A 21,567-nucleotide genomic window follows, 5' to 3' on the forward strand; every position below is an offset into this window, starting at 1 on the left:
TGGAGCCAATCAATGAAGAACGCCGAACTGGTCCGTCGCAAGGATGCCGCTACCCCGCGTGGGGTAGGTGTGATGTGCAATTTCTACGCCGACCGCGCCGAGAACAGCGAAATCTGGGATGTCGAGGGCAAGCGCTATATCGACTTCGCTGCCGGCATCGCCGTGCTCAACACGGGCCATCGCCACCCGCGCCTGGTGGCCGCGCTGCAGGCGCAACTGAATCGCTTCACCCATACGGCGTACCAGATCGTGCCGTACGCCAGCTATGTGGAGCTGGCCGAGAAGATCAACCAGCGCGCGCCGGGCCGCTCGGCTCGCAAGACCGCTTTCTTCACGACCGGCGCGGAAGCCGTAGAGAACGCCGTCAAGATCGCGCGCGCTGCCACCGGCCGGCCCGGCGTGATCGCGTTCTCTGGCGGGTTCCATGGCCGCACGATGATGGGCATGGCGCTGACTGGCAAGGTGGCCCCGTACAAGACCGGCTTCGGGCCGTTCCCCGGCGAGGTCTTCCACGCGCCTTACCCGTCTGCGTTGCATGGCGTGACGGTGGAGGATTCGCGCCGCGCGCTCGAACACCTGTTCAAGGCCGATATCGACCCGCGCCGCGTGGCAGCCATTATCTTCGAACCGGTGCAGGGCGAAGGCGGTTTCAACGTGGCGCCGCCGGAGTTCGTGCGGATGCTGCGCGCCGTGTGCGACGAACACGGCATCCTGCTGGTGGCCGATGAGGTCCAGACCGGTTTCGGCCGCACGGGCAAGCTGTTCGCGATGGAGCACTACGACGTCGCGCCGGACCTGACCACGATGGCCAAAAGCCTGGCCGGCGGGATGCCGCTTTCCGCCGTGTGTGGCCGTGCCGAAATCATGGATGCGCCCGCGCCGGGCGGCCTCGGCGGAACCTACGCCGGCAATCCGCTGGCCGTGGCGTCCGCGCTGGCCGTGCTCGACGTGCTCGAATCCGAGAATCTGATCGCGCGAGGCGCGGCGCTTGGCGAACGACTGACGGCCCGCCTGAACAGCCTCAAGCCGCGCGTGCCGCAAATTGCCGAAGTCCGTGGCATCGGCGCAATGGTGGCCGTGGAGTTCCGTCGCGCCGATGGCAGCCCGGATGCGGAGTTCACCCGCGAAGTGCAGAACCGCGCGCTGGAGAAGGGCCTGTTGCTGCTGTCGTGCGGCGTGTACGGCAACGTGATTCGCTTCCTGTTCCCGCTGACCATCCAGGACGCCGTGATGAACGAGGGCCTCGACATCCTGGCAGACGTACTGACCCGCTGACCCGCCGAACGGAGCCACTGACATGACCCGACCCCAGGCAGTACCGACCGTCCAGGTCGACAACGACCGTGTGGCCGTGACCGAATGGCGCTTCGCCAAGGGCGCCGAAACCGGGCATCACCGCCATGGCTATGACTATGTGGTGGTGCCGATGACCACCGGGCCGCTGCTGCTGCAGACGCCGGAGGGCGAGGTCACGAGCCAGCTCGTGGCCGGGCGCGCCTATTACCGGACAGCCGGCGTCGAGCACAACGTGATCAACGCCCATGACGGTGAATGCGTGTTCGTCGAAATCGAAATCAAGCGCGGAGACCAGGCATGAGCGCGCCACGCGAACGGAATGGCGGCCAGATTCTGGTCGAACAACTGCGCATCCAGGGCACGAAGCGCGTGTTCCTGGTGCCGGGCGAGAGCTATCTGCCGTGCATCGACGCGCTCTACGACCATCAGGACGCAATCACACCGATCGTCTGCCGGCAGGAGAGCGGCGCCGGATACATGGCGGAGGCCTACGGCAAGCTGACGGGCGAGCCCGGCGTCTGCTTTGTCACACGCGGCCCGGGTGCGACCAATGCGAGCATCGCGGTGCATACGGCGTTTCAGGACTCCACACCGATGATCCTGTTCGTCGGTCAGGTTGGAAACGACTTCTACGAGCGCGAGGCATTCCAGGAGATCGACTACCGCCGCATGTTCGGCCAGATGGCCAAGTGGGTGGCCCAGATCGATCGCACGGACCGGATCCCCGAGTTCGTGGCGCGAGCCTACGCGGTGGCAACCAGCGGGCGTCCCGGTCCGGTGGTGCTGGCGTTGCCCGAGGACACGCTCTGGGGCCGCGCCACGGTCGCCGACATGCCGCGTTATGAGCGCGTCCACGGCGCCCCGACGCCGGTGGCGCTCGACAAGCTCTCCACCTTGCTGGCGGGCGCGAAGCGGCCGTTCCTGCTGGTCGGGGGATCGGGCTGGACGCCCACGGCCATGCGGCAGATCGAAGGCTTTGCCGAACGCTTCGGCCTGCCCGTGGGGGTGGCATGGCGACGTCTGGAATGCTTCGACAACGGACATCCGAACTTCGCCGGCCACGTCGGTTGGGGGATGGGCGATGCGCTGCGCCAGCGGATTCACGAAGCGGATCTGGTGATCGCCGTGGGCACGCGCATGGGCGAGGCCACCACGGAAGGCTACACGCTGGTGGAAAGCCCGCAGCCACGGCAGAAGCTGGTGCACGTGTATCCCGATCCGGACGAACTCGGCCGGGTATTCCGTCCGACGTTGCCGATTGCCGCCGATGTGGTGTCGTTTGCGGCGGCCGTGGCGCAGCTATCTCCGGCGCAGACGGTATCCCGAGAGGCGATGACGGCGGTGACGGCGGCCAATGCCAACTTCCTTGCGGAGCAGGAGCCCAAGGACGCGCCCGGCACGTTGAACCTGAACCGGGTGGCCTGCCACGTGCGCGACCACGTGCCGGACGATGCCTGCATCACTGTCGGCGCGGGCAACTATGCGTTGTTCGCGCACGCCTATCACCGCTTCCATGGCGTGGGCACGAGCCTGGCGCCGACGGTAGGGTCGATGGGTTACGGCTTGCCGGCCGCAATCTCGGCCAAGCTCGAGGATCCGTCGCGTACCGTGGTCTGCTACGCGGGCGATGGCTGCTTCCAGATGAACCTGCAGGAACTCGGCGTGGCCATGCAGTATCGGCTGGGCATCGTGATCCTGGTTTTCAACAACGGCATGTGGGGCACGATCCGCGCGCATCAGGAACGCGAGTTCCCGGGCCGGACGATTGCGCTCGGCTTCGACAATCCCGAGTTCAGCCAGCTGGTCAAGGCGTATCACGGCCACGGCGAAGTGGTGGATCGCGATGAGGATTTCGCCCCCGCCTTTGCCCGGGCGCTGGAATTCGCCAATCGCGAGCAACTTCCCGCGCTGATCGAGCTGCGCTACGAACCCGATGGCATCGCGCCCGGCGTCACGCTCTCCGGCATTCGTGCCGCAGCGCTGGCGCGGCAATCCGCCTGAGCGACGCAACACGACGACAACCGACGGAACCACCCGTAATTCCCACCATGCGCGCCTTTTTCTCGGATGACCAGTTGCTGCACCAGCCTCGGCAGTTCATGCGCGCAGGCCGGCTGTGCGAGCCGACCGACGTACCGGCCCGCGCCGCCGTGCTCCAGCGGGCGCTCGACGCCCGTGGTATCGAACTCGTCGCGCCGCCCGACTACGGCCGCGCGCCGCTGGAAACAGTGCATAGCCCGGCGTACCTCGATTTCCTGACCAGCGCGTTCGAGCGCTGGATGGCGCAGGCAACGCCTACGCTCGAACCGGGCATTGAGGTGCTGCCGAACCTTTCGCCGTATCACAGCGGCAAGATCGACAAGACGCGGCGTGGCCCGTGTCCATCGGGCAGCGTGATTGCCGAAGCGGGCTACTACCTCGGCGACTTGAGCTGTCCGCTCGGGCCCCATAGCTGGCAGTCGATCCTGCGCTCGGCGCATAGCGCGGTGGCGGCGGCGCGGCATGTGTGCGCGCCGCACGACGGCAATGGCATGGCCTATGCGCTGTGCCGGCCGTCCGGCCACCACGCCCACGCCGACCGCGCAGGCGGGTTCTGCTACGTCAACAACTCGGCGATCGCCGCGCAGACACTGCTGGAGCGCTTCGACAAGGTCGCCGTGCTCGACGTGGACGCCCATCATGGCGATGGCACGCAGCAGATCTTCTACCAGCGTTCCGACGTGATGACGATTTCGCTGCACGCGGACCCCAGCAGCTACTACCCGTTCTACACGGGCTACGCCACCGAGCGCGGTCATGGCGCGGGCTATGGCTACAACCTCAATTTCCCGCTGCCGCACGGCACAGGCGATGCTGGATTCCTGTCGGCGCTGGACAGCGCGCTCGATGCGCTGCGCGACTACCGTCCGCAGGCGCTGGTGCTGGCGCTTGGCTTCGACACGTACAAGCACGACCCGATCAGCGTGCTGCAGGTGGGGCTGGAAGCCTATCGGGGCGTGGGCGAGCGTATCCACGCGCTGGGCGTGCCGACGGTGGTGGTGCAGGAGGGCGGTTACGAAGTGGATGCGATCGGCATCGCGCTGGAGGCGTTTCTCGCGGGCTTCGTGCCTGCGATGGCATGAATCAGGAGTACACATGACGACTTTGAACATCGACGGCCAGCGGCTCTGGCAGTCCCTGATGGATCTGGCTGCCATCGGCGCGACGCCAAAGGGCGGCAACGCGCGGCTGGCACTGACCGCGCTGGACGGACAGGGGCGCGATCTCGTGACAGGCTGGATGCGCGATGCCGGCCTGACGGTGACCGTGGACCAGGTGGGCAACATCTTTGGCCGCCGCGCGGGCCGCAACAATGACCTGTCGCCTGTCATGACCGGTAGCCACATCGACACGCAGCCCACCGGCGGCAAGTTCGACGGGTGCTTTGGCGTGCTGGCGGGCCTGGAGGTGATGCGCACGCTCAACGACCACGGCGTGCAGACGGAGGCGCCGCTGGAGCTTGCCATCTGGACCAACGAGGAAGGCACGCGTTTCGTGCCCGTGATGATGGGCTCGGGCGTGTTCGCTGGCGTGTTCCCGCTGGAAGTGGCCCTGAACGCCACGGATACGGCGGGCAAGCGCGTGGCGGACGAACTGGAGGCGATCGGCTATGCCGGCAAGCTGCCGGTTGGCGGGCGACCCGTGGGCGCGTACTTCGAGGCCCACATCGAGCAGGGTCCGATCCTGGAGGCTGCCGACAACGTGATCGGCGTGGTCACAGGCTCGCTGGGGCTGCGCTGGTATGACGTGACCGTGACCGGCATGGAGGCTCATGCAGGCCCCACGCCGATGCCGCTGCGGCGCGATGCGCTCTACGGCGCCACGCACGTGATGCAGGAGGTGATCCGCATCGCCAACGATTTCGCGCCGCATGGGCGCGGTACGGTGGGCGTGGTCAACGTTCACCCCGCCTCGCGCAACGTGATTCCCGGTGCGGTGACGTTCACGGTGGACCTGCGTCACCAGGACGCGGAGCAACTCAAGGTGATGGATGCGCGTTTCCGCGCGGCCTGCGCGGCGCTGGCCGAAGGCAAGACTACGGGAACGGCGCTCGACGTGAAGATCGAGGATGTGCAGTACTTCGCGCCCACGCCGTTCGCGCCGGAGCTGGTTGGCCACGTCCGGGCAGAGGCGCAGGCACGCGGCTTCAGCCATCAGGACATCGTGACGGGCGCGGGTCACGACGCGGTGTATATCGCCGGCGTGGCGCCGACCGCGATGATCTTCGTGCCGTGCAAGGACGGCATCAGCCACAACGAGGTGGAAGACGCCCGGCCCGAGCATCTGGAGGCTGGCGCAAACGTATTGCTTGGCGCCATGGTGGCGCAGGCGGGCAAGGGGCGTGACCAATGAGCGAACTCAAGGATCTCGAATACTGGCGGGGCCGGGCGCGGGCGCTGCCGATTCCGGCACACGCTTATATCGACGGCCAGTGGACCAGCGCGGCCGATGGCGCGACGTTCGACTGCATCAACCCGGCCACCGGCGAACAACTGGCGCGTGTGGCGGCCTGCGGCGCAGCGGACGTCGACCGTGCCGTGGCTGCGGCCCGGCGCGCGTTCGAGGCCGGGGTCTGGTCGGCGATGCCCCGGCGCGAGCGCAAGGCCGTGCTATCGCGTCTGGCGGCCCTGATCGAGACGCACCGGGAAGAGCTGGCGCTGCTGGAGACGCTGGACATGGGCAAGCCGATCGGCGACACCATGCTCTATGACATCCCCGAAGCGGCACGCACCTATGCGTGGTATGCCGAGGCGATCGACAAGGTCTATGACGAGATCGCGCCGACCGATGCGGGGGTGCTGGCCACGATCACGCGCGAGCCGCTTGGCGTGGTGGCGGCCGTGGTGCCGTGGAACTATCCGCTGCTGATGGCGAGCTGGAAGGTGGCGCCAGCGCTGGCTGCGGGCAACAGCGTGGTGCTGAAGCCCGCCGAGCAATCGCCGCTGACCGCGATCCGCCTGGCCGCGCTGGCGGAAGAGGCTGGCGTGCCGCATGGCGTCTTCAACGTGGTGCCCGGGTTGGGCGCTGAGGCAGGGCAGGCGTTGGGCCGCCATCCCGATGTCGACTGCCTGGCTTTCACGGGTTCCACGGCTACCGGCAAGCGGTTCATGGAATATAGCGGCCAGTCGAATCTCAAGCGCGTCTGGCTCGAATGCGGCGGCAAGTCCCCGCATATCGTGTTCGACGACTGCCCGGACCTCGACCGCGCCGCGCTGGCCGCCGCCATCGGTATCTTCAACAACCAGGGGGAGATTTGCATCGCGGGCTCGCGGCTCTACGTGCAGCGCGGCATCTACGACACGTTCATGGCGAAGCTGGAGGCGCATGCGGCGGCCATGCAGCCGGGGGATCCGCTCGACCCGCGTTCCGCGATGGGCGCGATCGTCGACGGGCGGCAGTTCGACCGCGTGATGTCGTATGTGGAAGCCGGCCAGAGGGAGGGCGCAAGGCTGCGTGCGGGTGGTCAGGCCGCGCGAGCCGAATCCGGGGGCTGGTTCGTCCAGCCGACGATCTTCGAGTGCCCGACGCAGTCGCTGTCGATCGTCAAGGAGGAGATCTTCGGCCCAGTGCTGGCCGTGACCGTGTTCGACACCGAGGCCGAAGCCGTGGCGATGGCCAACGACTCGGCGTACGGGCTAGGTGCGGGGCTGTGGACGTCGGATCTGTCGCGCGCGCATCGTGTCTCGCGCCGGCTGCGTAGCGGGCTGGTCTGGGTCAACTGCTACATGGACGGCGATATCACGGTGCCGTTCGGCGGCGTCAAGCAGTCGGGGTTCGGCCGCGACAAGTCGTTGCACGCGCTGGAGAAGTACCAGGACCTGAAGACGACCTGGATCCGGCTCGAGTAGTTGCTGCGGCCTGTCGGCGCACCGGCGACCTCATCAATCCATCGCCGCGTGCGCCAGGCTGTCGTCGGCGTGCTTCGCGCCGGGGCGGATCATCAGGATCAGCGGCACCACCACCAGGGTGGCGATGAACATCGCCTTGAAGTCGTTCAGATAGGCGATCATCGCCGCCTGCTGGTTGATGGTCTGGTTCAGCACCGCGATGTCGATCCGCGAGCCATGCGTGAGCATCGACTGCAGCGCGGGGTTGTACGGGTTGATATGCGTGACCAGGTCGCTGTGCGCCACCTGCGCGTTGCGGGTCATCATGGTCTGGATCAGCGAGATGCCGATGCTGCTGCCGATATTGCGCATCAGGCTATATGTGGCCGTGCCATCGGCGCGCAGGGACGGCTCCAGTGTGGAGAACGTCAGCGCCGACAGCGGCACGAACACGAGCCCCAGGCCGAAGCCCTGGATGATGCCCGGTACGACGATATCCGACATCGACAGCACCACGGTGTAGCCCATCATCTGCCACAGTGCGAAGGCGGAGATCAGGAAGCCGGCCAGCAGGAGCAGCCGCGCATCCACGCGCCGCAGCAGGCGGCCCGCCAGCATCATCGCGATCATCGTGCCCAGCCCGCTTGGCGCGGTAACCAGCCCGGTGGTGGCCACCGGATAGCCCATCAGGTTCTGCAGCATCGGCGGCAGCAGCGCGCGGGTGGCATACATGACCGCGCCGATCACGAAGATGAAACAGGCCCCGGTGACGAAATTTCGGTCCTTGAGCAGCGCGGAACGGAAGAACGACTTTTCGCCGGCTGTGGCTGTATGGATCAGGAAGTAGGCGAAGGCGATCACGCAGATCAGCGCCTCGATGCGGATTTCGAGCGAGCCGAACCAGTCAAGTTGTTCGCCGCGGTCCAGCATGGCCTGCAACGCCCCGATAGCGAGACTCAGCGTGGCGAAGCCGAACGCGTCGAACCTCATGCTGCGCGCCGGGGTGCGGTTCGGTAGCGAGGCCAGCACGCCGAACAATGCGAACAGGCCGATCGGCACGTTGATGAAGAACACCCAGCGCCAGTTGTAGCTGTCGGTCAGCCAGCCGCCCAGTGTGGGCCCGAGAATCGGCCCGACCATCACGCCCATGCCCCACACGGCCATGGCCTGCCCCTGGCGCGACGGTGGATTGATATCGAGCAGGATCGACTGGGACAGCGGCACCAGCGCCGCCCCAAAAACCCCTTGTAGCAGCCGCGCGGCGACGATCTGGGTGAGGGAGTCCGCCATCCCGCACAGCGCCGAAGCCACGGTAAATCCGCCGATGGAGATAGCCAGCAGTCGCTTGACGCCGAGCTGGTCGGACAGCCAGCCGGTCAGCGGCGTGGCGATGGCTGCGGCGACGATATAGGACGTCAGCACCCACGTGATTTCGTCCTGCGAGGCCGAAAGCGTACCCTGCATGTGCGGCAGGGCGACGTTGGCGATGGTGCTGTCGAGCGTCTGGATCAGCGTGGCCAGCATGATCGAAAGGGTGATCATCGGCCGGTTGAGCGGGGCAGCGGCGGGCTGTGCCGAGGCGGAAACCACGGAGGACATTGGGGGAAGTCTGGAAGGGCTGGCGCAGAATAATAAGCGTGCTTATTATAATCATGGACTGGCGTTTTTGGGCGATCACGCGAGTCATGGACGGCCAGAAAAGCGGATCGAGCGCCCCGACTCCCTATAATCGCGCGATGGAAACAAATCTTGAAAGGCGCTTCGGCTTTCTCGTGGCGGACGTTGGCCGGCTGACCGGCAGGCGATTTGACGAGTTGTCCCGCGCGACGCTAGATCTGACGCGTGCGCAGTACCGTGCGCTTGCGTGTCTGACGCACTATGGGGAAATCAATCAGGCCTGCCTGGCGGACCTGATGGAAGTGGCGCCGATTTCGGCCGGGCGACTGCTGGACCGCATGGAGGAGGGTGGCTGGATCGTGCGCCGGCCCAATCCGGCGGACCGCCGCGAACGCATGGTCAGCGTGACGGAAAAGGCGGAGCAGGCACTGCATGCCGCGCGCGAGGTGGGGGATGTGGTGACATCGGAGGCGCTCAACGGCTTCAACGCCGAAGAGGCGGAGCAATTCATCGGCTTTCTGCAGCGCGCCCGGGGGAATCTGTCGAAGCCGGCCCTGGCCCAGACGCAAGCGCAAGCGCAAGCGCAGGCACAGGCGCAGGGAAAGTAACCACCACGGTCAGGCCGCCGCCCGGCGTGCTTTCCAGCGCGACGGCGGCGCCATGAATGCGGGCGATCTCCCGCACGATCGACAGCCCCAGGCCGCTGCCATCGCGGCTGGCGCTCGACTCTCCACGATAGAAACGCTTGAAGATCGACTCGCGCTCGAACGCGGGCACGCCGGGACCGTTGTCCTCCACGGCCAGCCGATGCCCGTCGACGCGCACCGTGACCATCGCGCCGGCGCCCGCATAGCGGATAGCGTTGTCGATCAGATTCCCAAGCAGTTCCTGCAGCAGTTCGGTCTGGCCGTCGATGTCGGCTGGGCCGCGACCCTCGAAACCCAGGTCCACCCCCGCGCGCCGGGCCAGCGGCGCCCATTCAAGCGCCACGTTCTGCGCCAGCACATCCAATCGCAGGCGCCGCAGCGTGGGCGCGTAGCCGCTGTCTGGTTCGAGCCGCGACAGCGACAGCAACTGGGCGACTTCCTTGGCGGCCTGCTGCACGGATCCATGCAGCCGCTCGACGTGCGCGCGCACGCTCGGCAGGTCCTTCTCGCGCAGCGCGAGTTCCGATTCGGCCTGGATGATGGCCAACGGCGTCTTGAGCTGGTGCGCGGCATCGGCAAAGAAGCGCTTGCGGCCTTCGATCATGCGGTGCAGCCGGGCCACGTACTGGTTCACTGCGGCCACCAGTGGCTTCATTTCGACCGGCAACGCGGTGTCTTCCAAGGGTTCCAGATCGTCGGGGCCGCGTGCGGACATGGCGTCGGATAGCCGCTGCAGCGGCAGCAGGCCCCGCCGCACGCCAAGCCAGACGATGCCCAGCGCCAGGCTGATCAGCATCAGTTCCTGTAGCAGCGAGCCGATCAGGATGTCGCTGGCAAGCTGCTCGCGCGGCTCGGTCGATTCGGCCAGCAGCACCCAGACCATTTGCGTGCGGGCCGAGCGGACGTCGTGCAGCGGCAGTGGCATGGCTGCCATGCGGACGGGCACGCCAAGGTACTCGGCGTCGTAGAACCGGGTGCGATAGAGCGAATTCACCGGTCCTTCCGGCATCGGCAGCCCTTCATAGCCGGTGATCGTGGTGCCACGCTCGTCGCGGATCTGGTAGTAGACGCGCGAGCCATCCTCGGCGTCGAAGACTTCCAGGGCCAGATTGGGGATTTCCACTTCGACGCGCCCGTCGCGCAGCGAAATCCCTTCGCGCATGGACTTGAGCGACGCGGCCAGCGTGCGGTCGAATGCCTGGTGGGCCGCGGACATCGCGCGCCGATCGGTCAGCCACGCGTCGAATGCCAGCAGCCCCAGCAGCGGTATCAGCAGCCAGAGCGTGATCTGCAGCCTCAGGCTGCCTGTTTTCATTGGTGCACGTCCGTCGTGGCGGTGTCGCGTGATTCCAGCAGATAACCAAGCCCGCGAAGCGTGACGATGCTCACGCCGCTGCCTTCCAGCTTCTTGCGCAGGCGGTAGACGTAGATTTCGATGGCGTCGGCATTGACCGACTCATCGATGCCGAAGATCTTCTCCGACAGCGCGGCCTTGTTGACGGCACGGCCATCGCGCATCAGCAGCACTTCCAGCACGGCGCGTTCACGTCCCGTGAGTTGCAGCAGTTCACCGTTCAGCGTGAAGGCGCGGCTCACGCTGTCATAGCGCAGCGGGCCGCATTCAAGCGCGGTGCGGTCATGGCCGTGGCTGCGACGGATCAGCGCGCGCGCCCGGGCTTCCAGTTCGTTCAGCGCGAATGGTTTGGCCAGGTAGTCGTCGGCACCCAGGTCCAGCCCGCGCACGCGGTCTTCCACCGAGCCATGCGCGGTCAGGATCAGCACAGGTACCGGGTTGCGCCGCTGACGCAGCCGACGCAGCACTTCCAGGCCGTCCAGACGGGGCATGCCGATGTCGAGGATGGCCAGGGCGTAGTCCTGCGTGGTCAGCAGATGGTCGGCGCTGGCGCCGTCATGCATGCAGTCGACGGCAAAGCCACTCTGGCTCAGGGAATCCACCAGTGATTCGGCCAGTTTGAGATTGTCTTCGGCAAGCAGGATACGCATGGGAGGGATACAGCGGGCAGGTCTAAGTCTTGTCTCGGGCGAACCAGTGTCGCGCGACGAGTGATACCTGCATTGGGTCCGGTATGCCTAGTTAGGGAAATCCCGATCGTGGTGCATAACCCACGCCGCAGATACCCACGAATCGAAAGCGAACTGAAAGTGAGGCCCAAATACCATCCGTGCCGTTCCACAACTACAAGCAGACAAAGGAGACTTGTATGAAACGGAAGGCATTGGCCCTGGCTACGTTGGGTTGCGTGGCATCGGGTGGCGCAGCAGCTCAGTCGAGCGTGACCCTGTACGGTCTGGTCGATTCGGGTATCGAGTACGTGAGCCACGCAGGGCCAACCGGCAGCTCGGTGGTCAAGATGACGTCGGGCGGCAAGAACACGTCGCGTTGGGGTCTGCGCGGCACTGAAGACCTTGGCGGCGGGCTGAAGGCAATCTTCACGCTGGAATCCGGCATTGCCCTCGACACCGGCAAGCTCGACACGGACAACACGCTGTTCGATCGTCGCGCCTGGGTGGGCCTGCAGGACAAGACGCTGGGCAGCATCCGCATGGGCCGTGACTTCACCACGACCTATGACTTCATGCTCCCGTTCGACCCGATGGGTTACGCGCCGAACTATTCGTGGGCCACGTCGGCCACCGCCACGGGCGGCCGCAAGGACGGCATGTTCTCCCGCTCCACGAACGTGCTGCGCTACGACGGCAAGTTCGGTCCGGTCAAGGTGGGCGGCACGATGGCGATGGGCGAAGTGCCTGGCAGCTTCAAGAGCTCGTCCAAGTACGACCTGGGCGTGGGCTATGAAGCTGGCAAGTTTGCCGCAGCACTGACCTGGGATCGCCAGAACGGCGCGGGCACCAGCACCACGCCGGCTGACAGCGTCGACTACATCCAGGGCATCCACGCTGGCGCCAGCTACGACTTCGGTTCGCTGTCCGTCTACGCGGGCTACCGGAACTACCGCAAGACGTTCACGACGTCGGCCGCCAAGCAGCTCAGCGACATGTACTGGCTGGGCGCCGCGTACGACTTCACGCCGGCCTTCACGCTGTACGGCGCGATCTACAAGCAGAACATCAAGGGCGACACCGACGCAGATCCGATCCTGTTCTCGCTGCGTGCCCAGTACAATCTTTCCAAACGCACCATGGCCTATCTGTCCGCCGGCTATGCCAAGGCGCGCAATGGTCAGAACGTGAGTGTCTCGCGTGACAATATTGGCTATGCCAATAACCAGGTCGGCGTGACGGCGGGTCTGCAGCACCGCTTCTGATCTCGCTTTCTGATCGTTGTTTTCGACCGTCGTGGTGGACGGTCGCCCGGCGGTGCGAGGGGCTCGCGCCGCCGGTTTTTGCGTTTTTTTGCGTTTGCGGCCCAGCCGAATTTCTTTTCAGCCCAGCAGGCCATGCCGCTCGTGCCATTCCCTCAGGGACTCGGCCGGCCATGTGCGGGCGTGCCGGTGTCCCTTGCCGCGTGGCACGTCGACCCAGGGGGCTGCGTAATCGAGCGCTGCCTCGATGACTTCGGGGGGCTTCGGCAGCGGCGTGTCGATGGCGCTCGCGTTCGGGTGCACCAGCTCAGGCCAGCGCGGATCCCACAGCCATAGCGGGCTGCCGCATTTCAAGCAGAAATGCCGGAACGCCTTCGATCGCACCGGCCGCTTGCCGGGCTCGCGTATGACCGCGTGAAACCGTCCGACATGGGTCTTGCCGCGCACGCGCAGCGTGCTGGCATCTCCACCGAGATTGATCCCGTATCCGCCACCGCCGCCAGTCTTGCGGCAGATCGAGCAATGGCAATGCATAAACGGGTAGGGCGAATCCGATTCCAGGCTGAACCGCACGGCGCCGCACTGGCATGAGCCTTCGAGATGCATGTACCCTCCGGGAATGGGGTGTCGATGTGATCCAGTGTGGGTGACGCGATGCGGGGATTCAAGGCGGAACGTCCGCATTTCGGGTCACGCTCAAGGCTCGTCCTGGATCCAGAGAGGCATTGTCAGTGGATGCCGGCGTGAATATGATGGGGCGTTCATCGCCACGAAGCGAATGTAACGACGCGGCTCCAGTGGTGCGCCGACCGGGTGACTATTTCTCCCACTGAAATGATCAGACCCGGCCGATTGACCTGACATGGAAGACGGCAACCATGGAATTGTTACTCCAGGCAGTGCTATTCCTCGCATCGGCCCTTGTGGTGGTGCCGCTCTCCATCAGGCTCGGGTTCGGTTCCGTCCTCGGCTATCTGGTCGCCGGGATGCTCATCGGTCCCTCCGCGCTCGGGTTCGTCACGGATGTCAATGCCGTGCTGCATATTGCCGAGCTCGGCATCATGCTGATGATGTTCATCATCGGCATCGAGATGGACGTTCGAAAACTCTGGAACCTGCGGCGATCGATCTTTGGCCACGGCGGTGCCCAGGTTCTGCTTTGCGCGGTACTGCTGGCTCTCGCTTTCATCGCTTTCGGGGTGAACTGGCGCGTCGGGGTTGCCGCCGGCTTCGCGCTGTCCCTGTCGTCGACGGCGATGGTGATTGCGATTCTGGAGCAGCGCGGGCTGATGCAGGCGCCGATTGGCCGGGCGAGCTTTGGCATCCTGTTGTTCCAGGACATGGCCGCCATCCCGATGATTGCGCTGTTGCCGCTGCTTTCCCCCGCACCGGCCACTACCAACACGATCGCGGGGTGGATCGTCGCGCTCGAGGCGCTGGGCATGCTGGCTGCCGTGGTGTTTGGCGGAACCATTCTGCTGCGGTATCTGTTGCCGATCATCCGACGCAGCGGCACGCGGGACATGGTGACCGTATTCGCGCTGCTCTGGGTGATCGGCATCGCGTTGCTGATGCAAAGCGTGCATCTGTCGATGTCCCTGGGCGCGTTCGTGGCGGGGGTGTTGCTGGCGGGCTCCGACTGCCGCGAGGAAATCGAGGCGGACATCAGCCCCATCAAGGGCGTATTGCTCGGCCTTTTCTTCATGGCCGTGGGCATGTCGATCAAGTTCGATGTCCTGGCAAGCAAGCCGTTCCTCGTTGCCGTACTGCTCCTGGTGCTGCTGGTCGCCAAGATATCAGGCCTGCTTTTCCTCGCAAGGCAGATTCAGTTGCCGCGTGGGGACCGAGTCTACTTTGCGGTGCTTCTTTCACAGGGTGGCGAGTTCGCGTTCGTCGTGATGGCCGTGGCCGAGGCGGCACGCCTGTTGAATGGCGAGCAGGCGTCCATCGTGACCGCCGTGGTGGCGCTATCCATGGCCGCTACGCCGCTGTTGCTGATGGCGTTGCGCAAGAAGGAAACGGCGAGGGACGTGGAGCGTCCGCTGCCGGCCGCCAATCGCCATGCTGACGCACCGGATGCCGATCTGCATTGACACTGCATGAGCGCGGGATATCCGCACGATGATGGCCCGAGGGGGCTCGCATCTGGCTTAGATCAGCCGCGCCCCCGGCCAGGCCCCCGACATCACGATATTCCGGACCGAAAGCCGCACCGTCTGCATGATGTCCCAGAGTTCCGGCACAGGTGGCCGGTTCCGTGCCGTGGCCAGCGCTACCTGGCGGGTGACCACCGGATCGACCAGCCGCGCGGAATGCAGGCGGCCTTGCGCGACGCGGTCCGCCACTGCGGCGAATGGCAACAGCGTCGCGCCACAACCGTCCTCGACGAGCCGCATCGACACCGTGTTCGACGCATCGCATTCCAGCGCCATGTTCAGCGTGGTGCCGACCCGTGCGGCCAGCGATTCGGCCAGCACGCGCAGGCCGTGCCCGGTGCTGGGCAGGATCATGGGCACTTCGCCCAGGCGGCGGGCCTGGAACGTCGGCCCGAGATGGCTCCACGACGTGGGCGTGACCAGTGTCAGGTCTTCCTCGAGCAAGATGTCGACCTTGAGCGCGCCTTGCTGCTCAGGCAGGTAGAGCAGGGCGACGTCGATCTCTCCGGCGGCTAGCCACGCCAGAATAGGGCTGGCCAGCCCTTCCACAAAACGCAGCTTTGTTGCCGGAAAGCGTGTCTTTAGCGCGGTGCCGATGGCCGCGAAGGCGGTGTTGGCGATGGTCGGCTGAGCCGCGATCACAAGCTGTGCCGGGCCCTGGGCGGTCGAGGCGCGCACGGCGGCGCGCGCCTCGGTCAGCGTGGCGGCCACCTGCCGCGCGTAGCCCAGCAGCGTATTGCCCGCTTCGGTCAGCACCACGCCGCGGCCGCTGCGATGGAACAGGCGCGTGTCCAGCGACGCCTCGAGCCGAGCGATCTGCCGGCTCACGGTCGACTGGTCCGCGCCCAGTTCCAGCGCCGCGCGCGAAATGCTCTGCGTGTTGGCCACGCAGATAAAGCACGCGAGATCGTCGGAGTTCAGTGCCGACATCAGCCTTTGGTCGGAGCGTTGGTCGGCTTGTCACCGATCGCGAACGACGACATGTGCTCGATCGCCTTGACCAGTCCCGAGTGATCCCAGCCCGCGCCGCCCTGCGCCACGCACACGTTGAACAGTTGCTGGCACGATGCGGTGTTAGGCAGGCCCAAACCGAGCGCCTTGGCAGTGGACAGCGCGAGATTCAGGTCCTTCTGATGTAGCTCGATGCGGAACCCCGGTTCGAAGGTGCGCTTGATCATGCGCTCGCCGTGCACTTCCAGAATGCGCGAACTCGCAAAGCCGCCCATCAGCGCCTGCCGCACGCGTGCCGGATCGGCGCCGGCCTTGGCAGCCAGCACCAGCGCCTCGCTGACAGCTTCGATCGTCAGCGCGACGATGACCTGATTCGCCACCTTGGCCACCTGTCCGTCGCCGGCATTGCCGACCAGCGTGATGTTCTTGCCCATCAGTTGCAGCAGCGGCAGCACCTTGTCGAAAACATCCTGCTTGCCACCGGCCATGATCGACAGCGTGGCGGCCTTCGCGCCAACCTCGCCGCCGGAAACTGGCGCGTCGACGTAGTCGCAGCCGAGCTTCTCGATGCGTGCCGCGAATTCGCGCGTCTCGATTGGCGAGATCGAGCTCATATCCACTACGATCTTGCCCGGGGACAGGCCCTCGGCCACGCCCTGTTCGCCGAACAGCACGCGGGCGACGTCGGGGGTGTCCGGCAGCATCAGGAAGATGACGTCGGCCTGCCGCGCCACATCGGCCGCACTGGCGCACGACTGGACGCCCGCATCCAGCAACGCCTGCGGCACACCGCTGCGCGTATGAGCATGGACGGCGTGGCCGCCCGTTTGCAGATGCAGCACCATGGGCTTGCCCATTACGCCGAGTCCGATAAATCCGATCTTGCTCATGTCGATATCCGGTTGAAGGGGGTTCACACGGTAAAGCGCTCGCGCAACGCGCGTGCCGCGTCGCGCAGCAGTGCGTTGTCGATACCCACCGCAACAAAATGCGCGCCCATGTCCAGGTAGCGCTTGGCGTCGGCTTCCACGGGCGTCAGCGTGCCAATGGCCTTGCCGGCGCGGTTAGCTGCTTCATAGATCTGCCGCACGGCTGCCTGCACCTCAGGATGGTTCGGGTTGCCCAGATGCCCGTAGGCCGCGGCCAGGTCGTTGGGGCCGATGAAGATGCCGTCAACGCCGGGTTCCGCGCAGATTTCGTCGGCCGCTTCCACGCCCTTGCGGCTTTCGATCTGTACCAGCACGCAGATATTGTCGTTGATGGTCTTGAAGAAGTCCGGCAACGTGCCATAGCGGTTCTGGCGCTGCGCGCCGGAGACGCCACGGATGCCGTCAGGCGGGTAGCGCGTGGCGCGCACGGCACGACGGGCTTCTTCCGCCGATTCCACGAACGGAATCAGGAAATTGTAGAAGCCGATATCGAGCAGCCGCTTGAGCATCACTGGGTCGTTCCACGGCGGGCGAACCACCGGCGCGCTGGTGCTGTCCTTGAGCGCCATGAGCTGCGGCATGAACGTCAGCACGTCATTGGGCGAGTGTTCTCCGTCGAGCAGCAGCCAGTCAAATCCGGCCAGACCGATGATCTCGGTGGTCACGGGCTGGCCCAGCGAGCTCCACAGGCCAATCAGGCGCTTTCGCGCGAGCACGTCGGCCCGGAAACGGTTTGGCAAGGGGGTGATCTGCGGCAGATGTTGGGTCATGCGGTTGCTCCTGGTTCAATCGGTCGCCAGCGCGGAGACCGGCCCCGGCGACTTGCCACGCGCCTGCAGCACGCGAGCGGCGGCATCGTCCAGCTGGGCCAGCGTGCTGCTGTCCACGGGGATGAAATCGGCGCGGGTGCGGCGCCATTCGCGTTCCGTGTCGCCGGGCAGGCGGATCTGGTCATTGCCTGGCTGCAGCCGTGACGCCTTGACCCATTCGACAAACGCCTCGACCTCGTGGCCGAAGGTGGTGCTGCTGCCCAGTCGTGCCGGATCGAAGATGATCGCCAGCATGTTGTTCCACACCGCATGTTCGTGCGTGAGCGTCTCCGGACGGATCGTATGGCCACCGGTCACCGCCGCGCCGAGCAGTTCGCACATCACGGCCAGCACGTAGCCCTTGTGCTCGCCGAACGTGCGCAGCGCGCCCTGCGGGCCGCCGGCGCCCGGGAACATGACCGAGGGGTCGTCGGTGGGGTGGCCGTTCGGGTCCATCAAGGAGCCCGGCGGCACCGGCACGCCCTTGTTGTGGGCCACGCGTACCTTGCCAAGCGCGATGGCGCTGGTGGCGAAGTCGAGCACCAGAGGCGGCTGCGCGGGTAGCGGCACGCCGATCGTGAACGGATTGGTGCCGAAGCGCGCGTCGTAGCCGCCGTGTGGCGCGACGATTGGCTTGGAGAGGACGTTGACGAAATGGATCGAGATCATGCCGGCTGCCGTGGCCTGCTCGGCCCAGTGGCCGACCCGGCCCAGATGGTGCGAGCGGCGCAGGCCAAGCACGCAGACACCATGCTCGCGGGCACGTTCGATGCCCATCCCCATGGCCTGTTCGGTCACCGCCTGGCCCATGCCGCGATTGCCGTCCAGGCTCAGGATGCCGCCCGATTCGTGCACCACGCTGACCTTCTGGTTGAGCTGGAGCTGATCGCCTTGCCACGACATCACGTACTTCGGGATCATCCCCACGCCGTGAGAGTCGTGGCCCGACAGGTTGGCGCCCACGAGGTGATCGGCGGTCAGCCGGGCCTCGCGGGCATCGGAGCCTGCCGCCAGCCAGAGATCGACCACCCACTGATGCAGGCCGGCGGTCGGAATACGGTGTTCACTCATGCTTACTCCAGGTGAATATTGGCCACCTTGATCAGGTTTGCCCATTTGGCAACTTCGCTTTTCTGGAAGTTGCCCAGTTCGGTGGGGCCGGCGCCCGAGGGTTCGATGCCCATCCCTGCCAGCTTGCTGCGCACATCGGGCTGGCGAATGATCTTGCCAATCTCGCCGGAGAGCTTGTTGATGATCGGCATCGGTGTGCCAGCCGGCGCGAAGATCGCTTGCCATGACACGATTTCATAGCCGGACAGGCCGGGGGCGGACTCGGCCATGGTCGGCACGTCGGGCAGTTCCGGCGCGCGCTTTGCGCCCGTCGTGGCCAGCGCGCGGAACTTGCCGGCCTGGATCATCGGCATCGCCGCCACGCTGTTCTCGAACACGATGTCGACCTGGTTGCCCAGCAGCGCCTGCACAGCCTGGCTGCTGCCTTTGTAGGGAACATGGGTCATGCGCAGCCCGGCCATGTTGGCGAACAGTTCGGCTGCCAGATGCTGCGACGTGCCATTGCCCGACGACCCGAAGTTGACCGAGCCCGGCTTGGCCTTGGCCGCGGCGATCACGTCCTGCACGCTCTTCCATGGGCTGTTGGCATTGACCACCAGCACGTTCGGCAGGGTGCCGATCAGTGCCACAGGCTGGAAGTTCTTGACCGGGTCATACGGCATCTTCGGATACAGGCTGATATTGATCGCGTGGGAGCTGATCGTGCCGCCGAGCAGGGTATAGCCATCGGGGGCGGCCTTGGCCACGTAGTCCGAACCGATGTTGCCGCCCGCGCCAGCGCGGTTTTCCACCACGATCGACTGGCCCAGCGTCTGCGACAGGCGCTGCCCGATCAGGCGGCCCAGCAGATCGGTAGTGCCACCCGCCGCGAATGGCACCACGTAGGTGATGGGCTTGCTGGGCCAGTGATCGGCAGACTGCGCGCCGGCCTGCGTGGCGATGGTCATGCATCCGGCACAAAGCACGGCCAGCATGGGCCGCATCCGACGATGGGTGAAAAACATTGCGTTGTCTCCTGTTACGCGAACGGGTGGGTACGGCGTTGCGGTACGATATTCGCTGTGTTTTCTTCTTGTTCTGCCTGTCGGTTCCGTGGACAGATCCGGGCGTCTTGTTCCGCGCCTCGCCAGCAAATCTACACGCGCGAGTGCCACGCTGACTTGCAAAATCCGCATAACAGAAATGCACGATAGACCGCGCGAGGGCGCGCGTCAAACGGAACAATCGCAGACATTCCATCGCAGGCTTTCGATATGACCGCTAACGCTTCTTCCCCCGTCGCCCGCACTGGCGGACGTGTCCTCGTCGATCAACTTCGCATCCACGGCACCGAGCGCATTTTTTGCGTGCCGGGGGAGAGCTTTCTGGATGTTCTGGACGCGCTGCATGACCAGCCGGCGATCGACCTGATCGTCACCAAGCACGAAGGGGCGGCCGCCAACATGGCGGAGGCGGACGGCAAGCTGACCGGGCGTCCCGGCATCTGCTTCGTGACGCGCGGGCCGGGCGCCACGCACGCAAGCTGCGGCGTGCATATCGCCGCGCAGGATTCCACGCCGATGATCCTGTTCGTTGGCCAGATCGCGCGCGAGCACAAGGGACGGGAAGCGTTCCAGGAAGTGGATTACGCCGCGGTCTTCGGCTCGATGGCCAAGTGGGCGGCCGAGATCGACGATCCCGCGCGGATTCCGGAGATGGTGGCCCGTGCCTTCCAGGTGGCTACGTCGGGCCGTCCCGGTCCGGTGGTGCTGGCATTGCCGGAGGACGTGCTCGACAACATGGTGGAGTGCGTCGACGCAGCGCCGTATCGCGCGGTGGCAGCGGCCCCGCGTGCCGAAGATGCCCAGGCGCTGGCCTCGGCCCTGCGCGCGGCGGAGCGTCCGCTCGTGATCGCCGGTGGCGCCAACTGGACGGAAGCCACTGTGCGCGACTTCGCGGCCTTCGTGCACGCATGGGATTTGCCGGTGGCCTGCGCCTTCCGCCGCCAGGACGTGCTCGACAATCGTGATCCGCATTACGTCGGGCACCTGAGCCTGGGCGTCAATCCGAAGCTTGCCGAGCGCGTGGAAACCGCCGATCTGATCGTCGCATTCGGCACGCGCCTCGGGGACATCGCTACCGATGGCTACACGATGCTCGATGTGCCGCGTCCGAAGCAGAGGCTCGTGCATATCCATGCCGACAGCTTCGAACTGGGTCGCGTCTACCAGGCCGCGCTGCCGATCCATGCCGGGGTGGAACCCGGCGCGGCGATGCTCGCATCGCTGCAGCCGCCAGCGCAGGTACCGTGGAAGTCGTGGACGGCGGGCGCGCGCGCGGATCACGAGGCCTTTGTCACACCGCCGAAGCCGCATTCAGAATTGAGCGGCGTGAATATGTCCGCCGCGATTTCGCACCTGAGCAGCGTGCTGCCCGAGGATTCGGTCGTGACCAACGGTGCAGGCAACTATGCCGTCTGGCTCCACCGCTTCTACGCCTACAAGCGCCCCCGTACAGAGCTGGCGCCGACCTGTGGCGCGATGGGCTATGGCCTGCCGGCGGCGATCGCGGCCAAGCTGCGTCATCCCGAAAAGACCGTGGTCTGTCTGGCCGGCGACGGCTGCTTCCTGATGTACCCGCAGGAGATCGCCACCGCTGCGGCGCATGGCGTCAACCTGATCGTGGTGGTGGTCAACAACCGCATGTACGGCACGATCCGGATGCATCAGGAGCGCCGCTACCCGGGCCGTCAGAGCGGCACGACGATCGTCAATCCGGATTTCGTCGGCATGGCACGCGCCTGCGGCGCTTGGGCAGAGCGCGTGGAGAAAACCGAGGATTTCGCGGCGGCCTTCGAGCGGGCCCGCAATGCCGGCAAGCCAGCCGTGCTGGAACTGTTGACTGACCCGCTTCAGATTACGCCCGCCATGCGGGTGACCGAAATGCCGACCTGAAATCGGA

19 protein-coding genes are annotated in these 21,567 nt (G+C 65.7%); 10 read left to right on the forward strand and 9 right to left on the reverse strand.

Annotated elements, in window-relative coordinates; all coding sequences use genetic code 11:
- The first annotated feature begins 12 nt into the window (after nt 1-12).
- Genes gabT through RN01_RS23640 form a run of 6 tightly spaced genes read left to right on the forward strand, consistent with a single transcriptional unit; the run spans nt 13 to nt 7,184 of the window.
- Entirely contained in the window at nt 13-1,275 is a 1,263-nt protein-coding gene (gene gabT / locus RN01_RS23615) for a 4-aminobutyrate--2-oxoglutarate transaminase (protein ID WP_017513026.1), read from the forward strand.
- 22 nt (nt 1,276-1,297) lie between these two features.
- On the forward strand, nt 1,298-1,597 hold the full coding sequence (locus RN01_RS23620) for a cupin domain-containing protein (RefSeq protein WP_017513027.1): 300 nt from the start codon (nt 1,298-1,300) through the stop codon (nt 1,595-1,597).
- Nucleotides 1,594-3,297, forward strand: a complete 1,704-nt coding sequence (locus RN01_RS23625) for a thiamine pyrophosphate-binding protein (RefSeq protein WP_024569756.1) — start codon at nt 1,594-1,596, stop codon at nt 3,295-3,297. The genes RN01_RS23620 and RN01_RS23625 overlap by 4 nt, the downstream gene beginning before the upstream one ends.
- Before the next feature lie 47 nt (nt 3,298-3,344).
- The gene (locus RN01_RS23630) at nt 3,345-4,418 is read left to right on the forward strand and encodes a histone deacetylase family protein (protein WP_011516350.1); all 1,074 of its coding nucleotides are present in this window, start codon (nt 3,345-3,347) and stop codon (nt 4,416-4,418) included.
- Nucleotides 4,419-4,431: 13 nt separating this feature from the next.
- Entirely contained in the window at nt 4,432-5,688 is a 1,257-nt protein-coding gene (locus RN01_RS23635) for a Zn-dependent hydrolase (RefSeq protein ID WP_024569755.1), read from the forward strand.
- Nucleotides 5,685-7,184, forward strand: coding sequence for an aldehyde dehydrogenase (locus tag RN01_RS23640; RefSeq protein WP_017515564.1), 1,500 nt, complete (start codon nt 5,685-5,687; stop codon nt 7,182-7,184). The genes RN01_RS23635 and RN01_RS23640 overlap by 4 nt, the downstream gene beginning before the upstream one ends.
- Before the next feature lie 33 nt (nt 7,185-7,217).
- Here RN01_RS23640 and RN01_RS23645 read toward each other — a convergent pair whose 3' ends face one another.
- Entirely contained in the window at nt 7,218-8,762 is a 1,545-nt protein-coding gene (locus tag RN01_RS23645) for a DHA2 family efflux MFS transporter permease subunit (protein ID WP_035835076.1), read from the reverse strand.
- A gap of 137 nt (nt 8,763-8,899) precedes the next feature.
- Between RN01_RS23645 and RN01_RS23650 the strand changes: the two genes are divergently transcribed.
- Nucleotides 8,900-9,388: a MarR family winged helix-turn-helix transcriptional regulator gene (locus RN01_RS23650; protein WP_024569753.1), complete on the forward strand. Its 489-nt coding sequence runs from the start codon at nt 8,900-8,902 to the stop codon at nt 9,386-9,388.
- On the opposite strand, the gene RN01_RS23655 is transcribed toward RN01_RS23650, so the two are convergent.
- Nucleotides 9,288-10,742, reverse strand: coding sequence for a sensor histidine kinase (locus RN01_RS23655; protein WP_017515534.1), 1,455 nt, complete (start codon nt 10,740-10,742; stop codon nt 9,288-9,290). The genes RN01_RS23650 and RN01_RS23655 overlap by 101 nt on opposite strands.
- On the reverse strand, nt 10,739-11,431 hold the full coding sequence (locus RN01_RS23660; RefSeq protein WP_024569752.1) for a response regulator: 693 nt from the start codon (nt 11,429-11,431) through the stop codon (nt 10,739-10,741). The genes RN01_RS23655 and RN01_RS23660 overlap by 4 nt, the downstream gene beginning before the upstream one ends.
- A 218-nt stretch (nt 11,432-11,649) precedes the next feature.
- Between RN01_RS23660 and RN01_RS23665 the strand changes: the two genes are divergently transcribed.
- Nucleotides 11,650-12,714 (forward strand): porin, encoded by a 1,065-nt coding sequence (locus RN01_RS23665; RefSeq protein WP_008649596.1) that lies wholly within the window; start codon nt 11,650-11,652, stop codon nt 12,712-12,714.
- Nucleotides 12,715-12,831: 117 nt separating this feature from the next.
- Here the strand turns inward: RN01_RS23665 and RN01_RS23670 are convergent, their stop codons facing one another.
- Nucleotides 12,832-13,317, reverse strand: a complete 486-nt coding sequence (locus RN01_RS23670; RefSeq protein ID WP_008649594.1) for a GFA family protein — start codon at nt 13,315-13,317, stop codon at nt 12,832-12,834.
- Between the two features lie 272 nt (nt 13,318-13,589).
- Here RN01_RS23670 and RN01_RS23675 point away from each other — a divergent pair, with 272 nt between their 5' ends.
- Nucleotides 13,590-14,804, forward strand: coding sequence for a monovalent cation:proton antiporter-2 (CPA2) family protein (locus RN01_RS23675; RefSeq protein WP_024569751.1), 1,215 nt, complete (start codon nt 13,590-13,592; stop codon nt 14,802-14,804).
- A gap of 57 nt (nt 14,805-14,861) precedes the next feature.
- On the opposite strand, the gene RN01_RS23680 is transcribed toward RN01_RS23675, so the two are convergent.
- Genes RN01_RS23680 through RN01_RS23700 form a run of 5 tightly spaced genes read right to left on the reverse strand, consistent with a single transcriptional unit; the run spans nt 14,862 to nt 19,631 of the window.
- Nucleotides 14,862-15,797, reverse strand: coding sequence for a LysR substrate-binding domain-containing protein (locus tag RN01_RS23680; protein ID WP_011516359.1), 936 nt, complete (start codon nt 15,795-15,797; stop codon nt 14,862-14,864).
- Complete coding sequence (locus RN01_RS23685; RefSeq protein ID WP_024569749.1) at nt 15,797-16,708, reverse strand: 2-hydroxy-3-oxopropionate reductase; 912 nt, start codon at nt 16,706-16,708, stop codon at nt 15,797-15,799. The genes RN01_RS23680 and RN01_RS23685 overlap by 1 nt, the downstream gene beginning before the upstream one ends.
- A 23-nt stretch (nt 16,709-16,731) precedes the next feature.
- Nucleotides 16,732-17,517 (reverse strand): 2-dehydro-3-deoxyglucarate aldolase, encoded by a 786-nt coding sequence (gene garL / locus RN01_RS23690; RefSeq protein WP_011516361.1) that lies wholly within the window; start codon nt 17,515-17,517, stop codon nt 16,732-16,734.
- 15 nt (nt 17,518-17,532) lie between these two features.
- Nucleotides 17,533-18,627: a malate/lactate/ureidoglycolate dehydrogenase gene (locus RN01_RS23695; RefSeq protein ID WP_017514286.1), complete on the reverse strand. Its 1,095-nt coding sequence runs from the start codon at nt 18,625-18,627 to the stop codon at nt 17,533-17,535.
- A gap of 2 nt (nt 18,628-18,629) precedes the next feature.
- A complete protein-coding gene (locus tag RN01_RS23700; protein ID WP_008650742.1) occupies nt 18,630-19,631 on the reverse strand; it encodes a tripartite tricarboxylate transporter substrate binding protein in 1,002 nt (333 codons plus the stop codon).
- A gap of 249 nt (nt 19,632-19,880) precedes the next feature.
- Here RN01_RS23700 and RN01_RS23705 point away from each other — a divergent pair, with 249 nt between their 5' ends.
- A complete protein-coding gene (locus tag RN01_RS23705; protein ID WP_024569748.1) occupies nt 19,881-21,560 on the forward strand; it encodes a thiamine pyrophosphate-binding protein in 1,680 nt (559 codons plus the stop codon).
- Nucleotides 21,561-21,567: the final 7 nt, after the last annotated feature.

The sequence above is a fragment of the Cupriavidus sp. SHE genome, from assembly GCF_000812445.1.
Taxonomy (GTDB): Bacteria; Pseudomonadota; Gammaproteobacteria; order Burkholderiales; family Burkholderiaceae; genus Cupriavidus; species Cupriavidus metallidurans.

Coding starts and splice junctions, on each gene's coding strand:
- RN01_RS23630 (WP_011516350.1), top strand. CDS start 3,345: ATGCGCGCCTTTTTCTCGGATGACCAGTTGCTGCACCAGCCTCGGCAG.
- RN01_RS23650 (WP_024569753.1), top strand. CDS start 8,900: ATGGAAACAAATCTTGAAAGGCGCTTCGGCTTTCTCGTGGCGGACGTT.
- RN01_RS23675 (WP_024569751.1), top strand. CDS start 13,590: ATGGAATTGTTACTCCAGGCAGTGCTATTCCTCGCATCGGCCCTTGTG.
- RN01_RS23635 (WP_024569755.1), top strand. CDS start 4,432: ATGACGACTTTGAACATCGACGGCCAGCGGCTCTGGCAGTCCCTGATG.
- RN01_RS23670 (WP_008649594.1), bottom strand. CDS start 13,317: ATGCATCTCGAAGGCTCATGCCAGTGCGGCGCCGTGCGGTTCAGCCTG.
- RN01_RS23685 (WP_024569749.1), bottom strand. CDS start 16,708: ATGAGCAAGATCGGATTTATCGGACTCGGCGTAATGGGCAAGCCCATG.
- gabT (WP_017513026.1), top strand. CDS start 13: ATGAAGAACGCCGAACTGGTCCGTCGCAAGGATGCCGCTACCCCGCGT.
- RN01_RS23660 (WP_024569752.1), bottom strand. CDS start 11,431: ATGCGTATCCTGCTTGCCGAAGACAATCTCAAACTGGCCGAATCACTG.
- RN01_RS23655 (WP_017515534.1), bottom strand. CDS start 10,742: ATGAAAACAGGCAGCCTGAGGCTGCAGATCACGCTCTGGCTGCTGATA.
- RN01_RS23695 (WP_017514286.1), bottom strand. CDS start 18,627: ATGAGTGAACACCGTATTCCGACCGCCGGCCTGCATCAGTGGGTGGTC.
- garL (WP_011516361.1), bottom strand. CDS start 17,517: ATGACCCAACATCTGCCGCAGATCACCCCCTTGCCAAACCGTTTCCGG.
- RN01_RS23665 (WP_008649596.1), top strand. CDS start 11,650: ATGAAACGGAAGGCATTGGCCCTGGCTACGTTGGGTTGCGTGGCATCG.
- RN01_RS23680 (WP_011516359.1), bottom strand. CDS start 15,797: ATGTCGGCACTGAACTCCGACGATCTCGCGTGCTTTATCTGCGTGGCC.
- RN01_RS23705 (WP_024569748.1), top strand. CDS start 19,881: ATGACCGCTAACGCTTCTTCCCCCGTCGCCCGCACTGGCGGACGTGTC.
- RN01_RS23640 (WP_017515564.1), top strand. CDS start 5,685: ATGAGCGAACTCAAGGATCTCGAATACTGGCGGGGCCGGGCGCGGGCG.
- RN01_RS23700 (WP_008650742.1), bottom strand. CDS start 19,631: ATGTTTTTCACCCATCGTCGGATGCGGCCCATGCTGGCCGTGCTTTGT.
- RN01_RS23625 (WP_024569756.1), top strand. CDS start 1,594: ATGAGCGCGCCACGCGAACGGAATGGCGGCCAGATTCTGGTCGAACAA.
- RN01_RS23620 (WP_017513027.1), top strand. CDS start 1,298: ATGACCCGACCCCAGGCAGTACCGACCGTCCAGGTCGACAACGACCGT.
- RN01_RS23645 (WP_035835076.1), bottom strand. CDS start 8,762: ATGTCCTCCGTGGTTTCCGCCTCGGCACAGCCCGCCGCTGCCCCGCTC.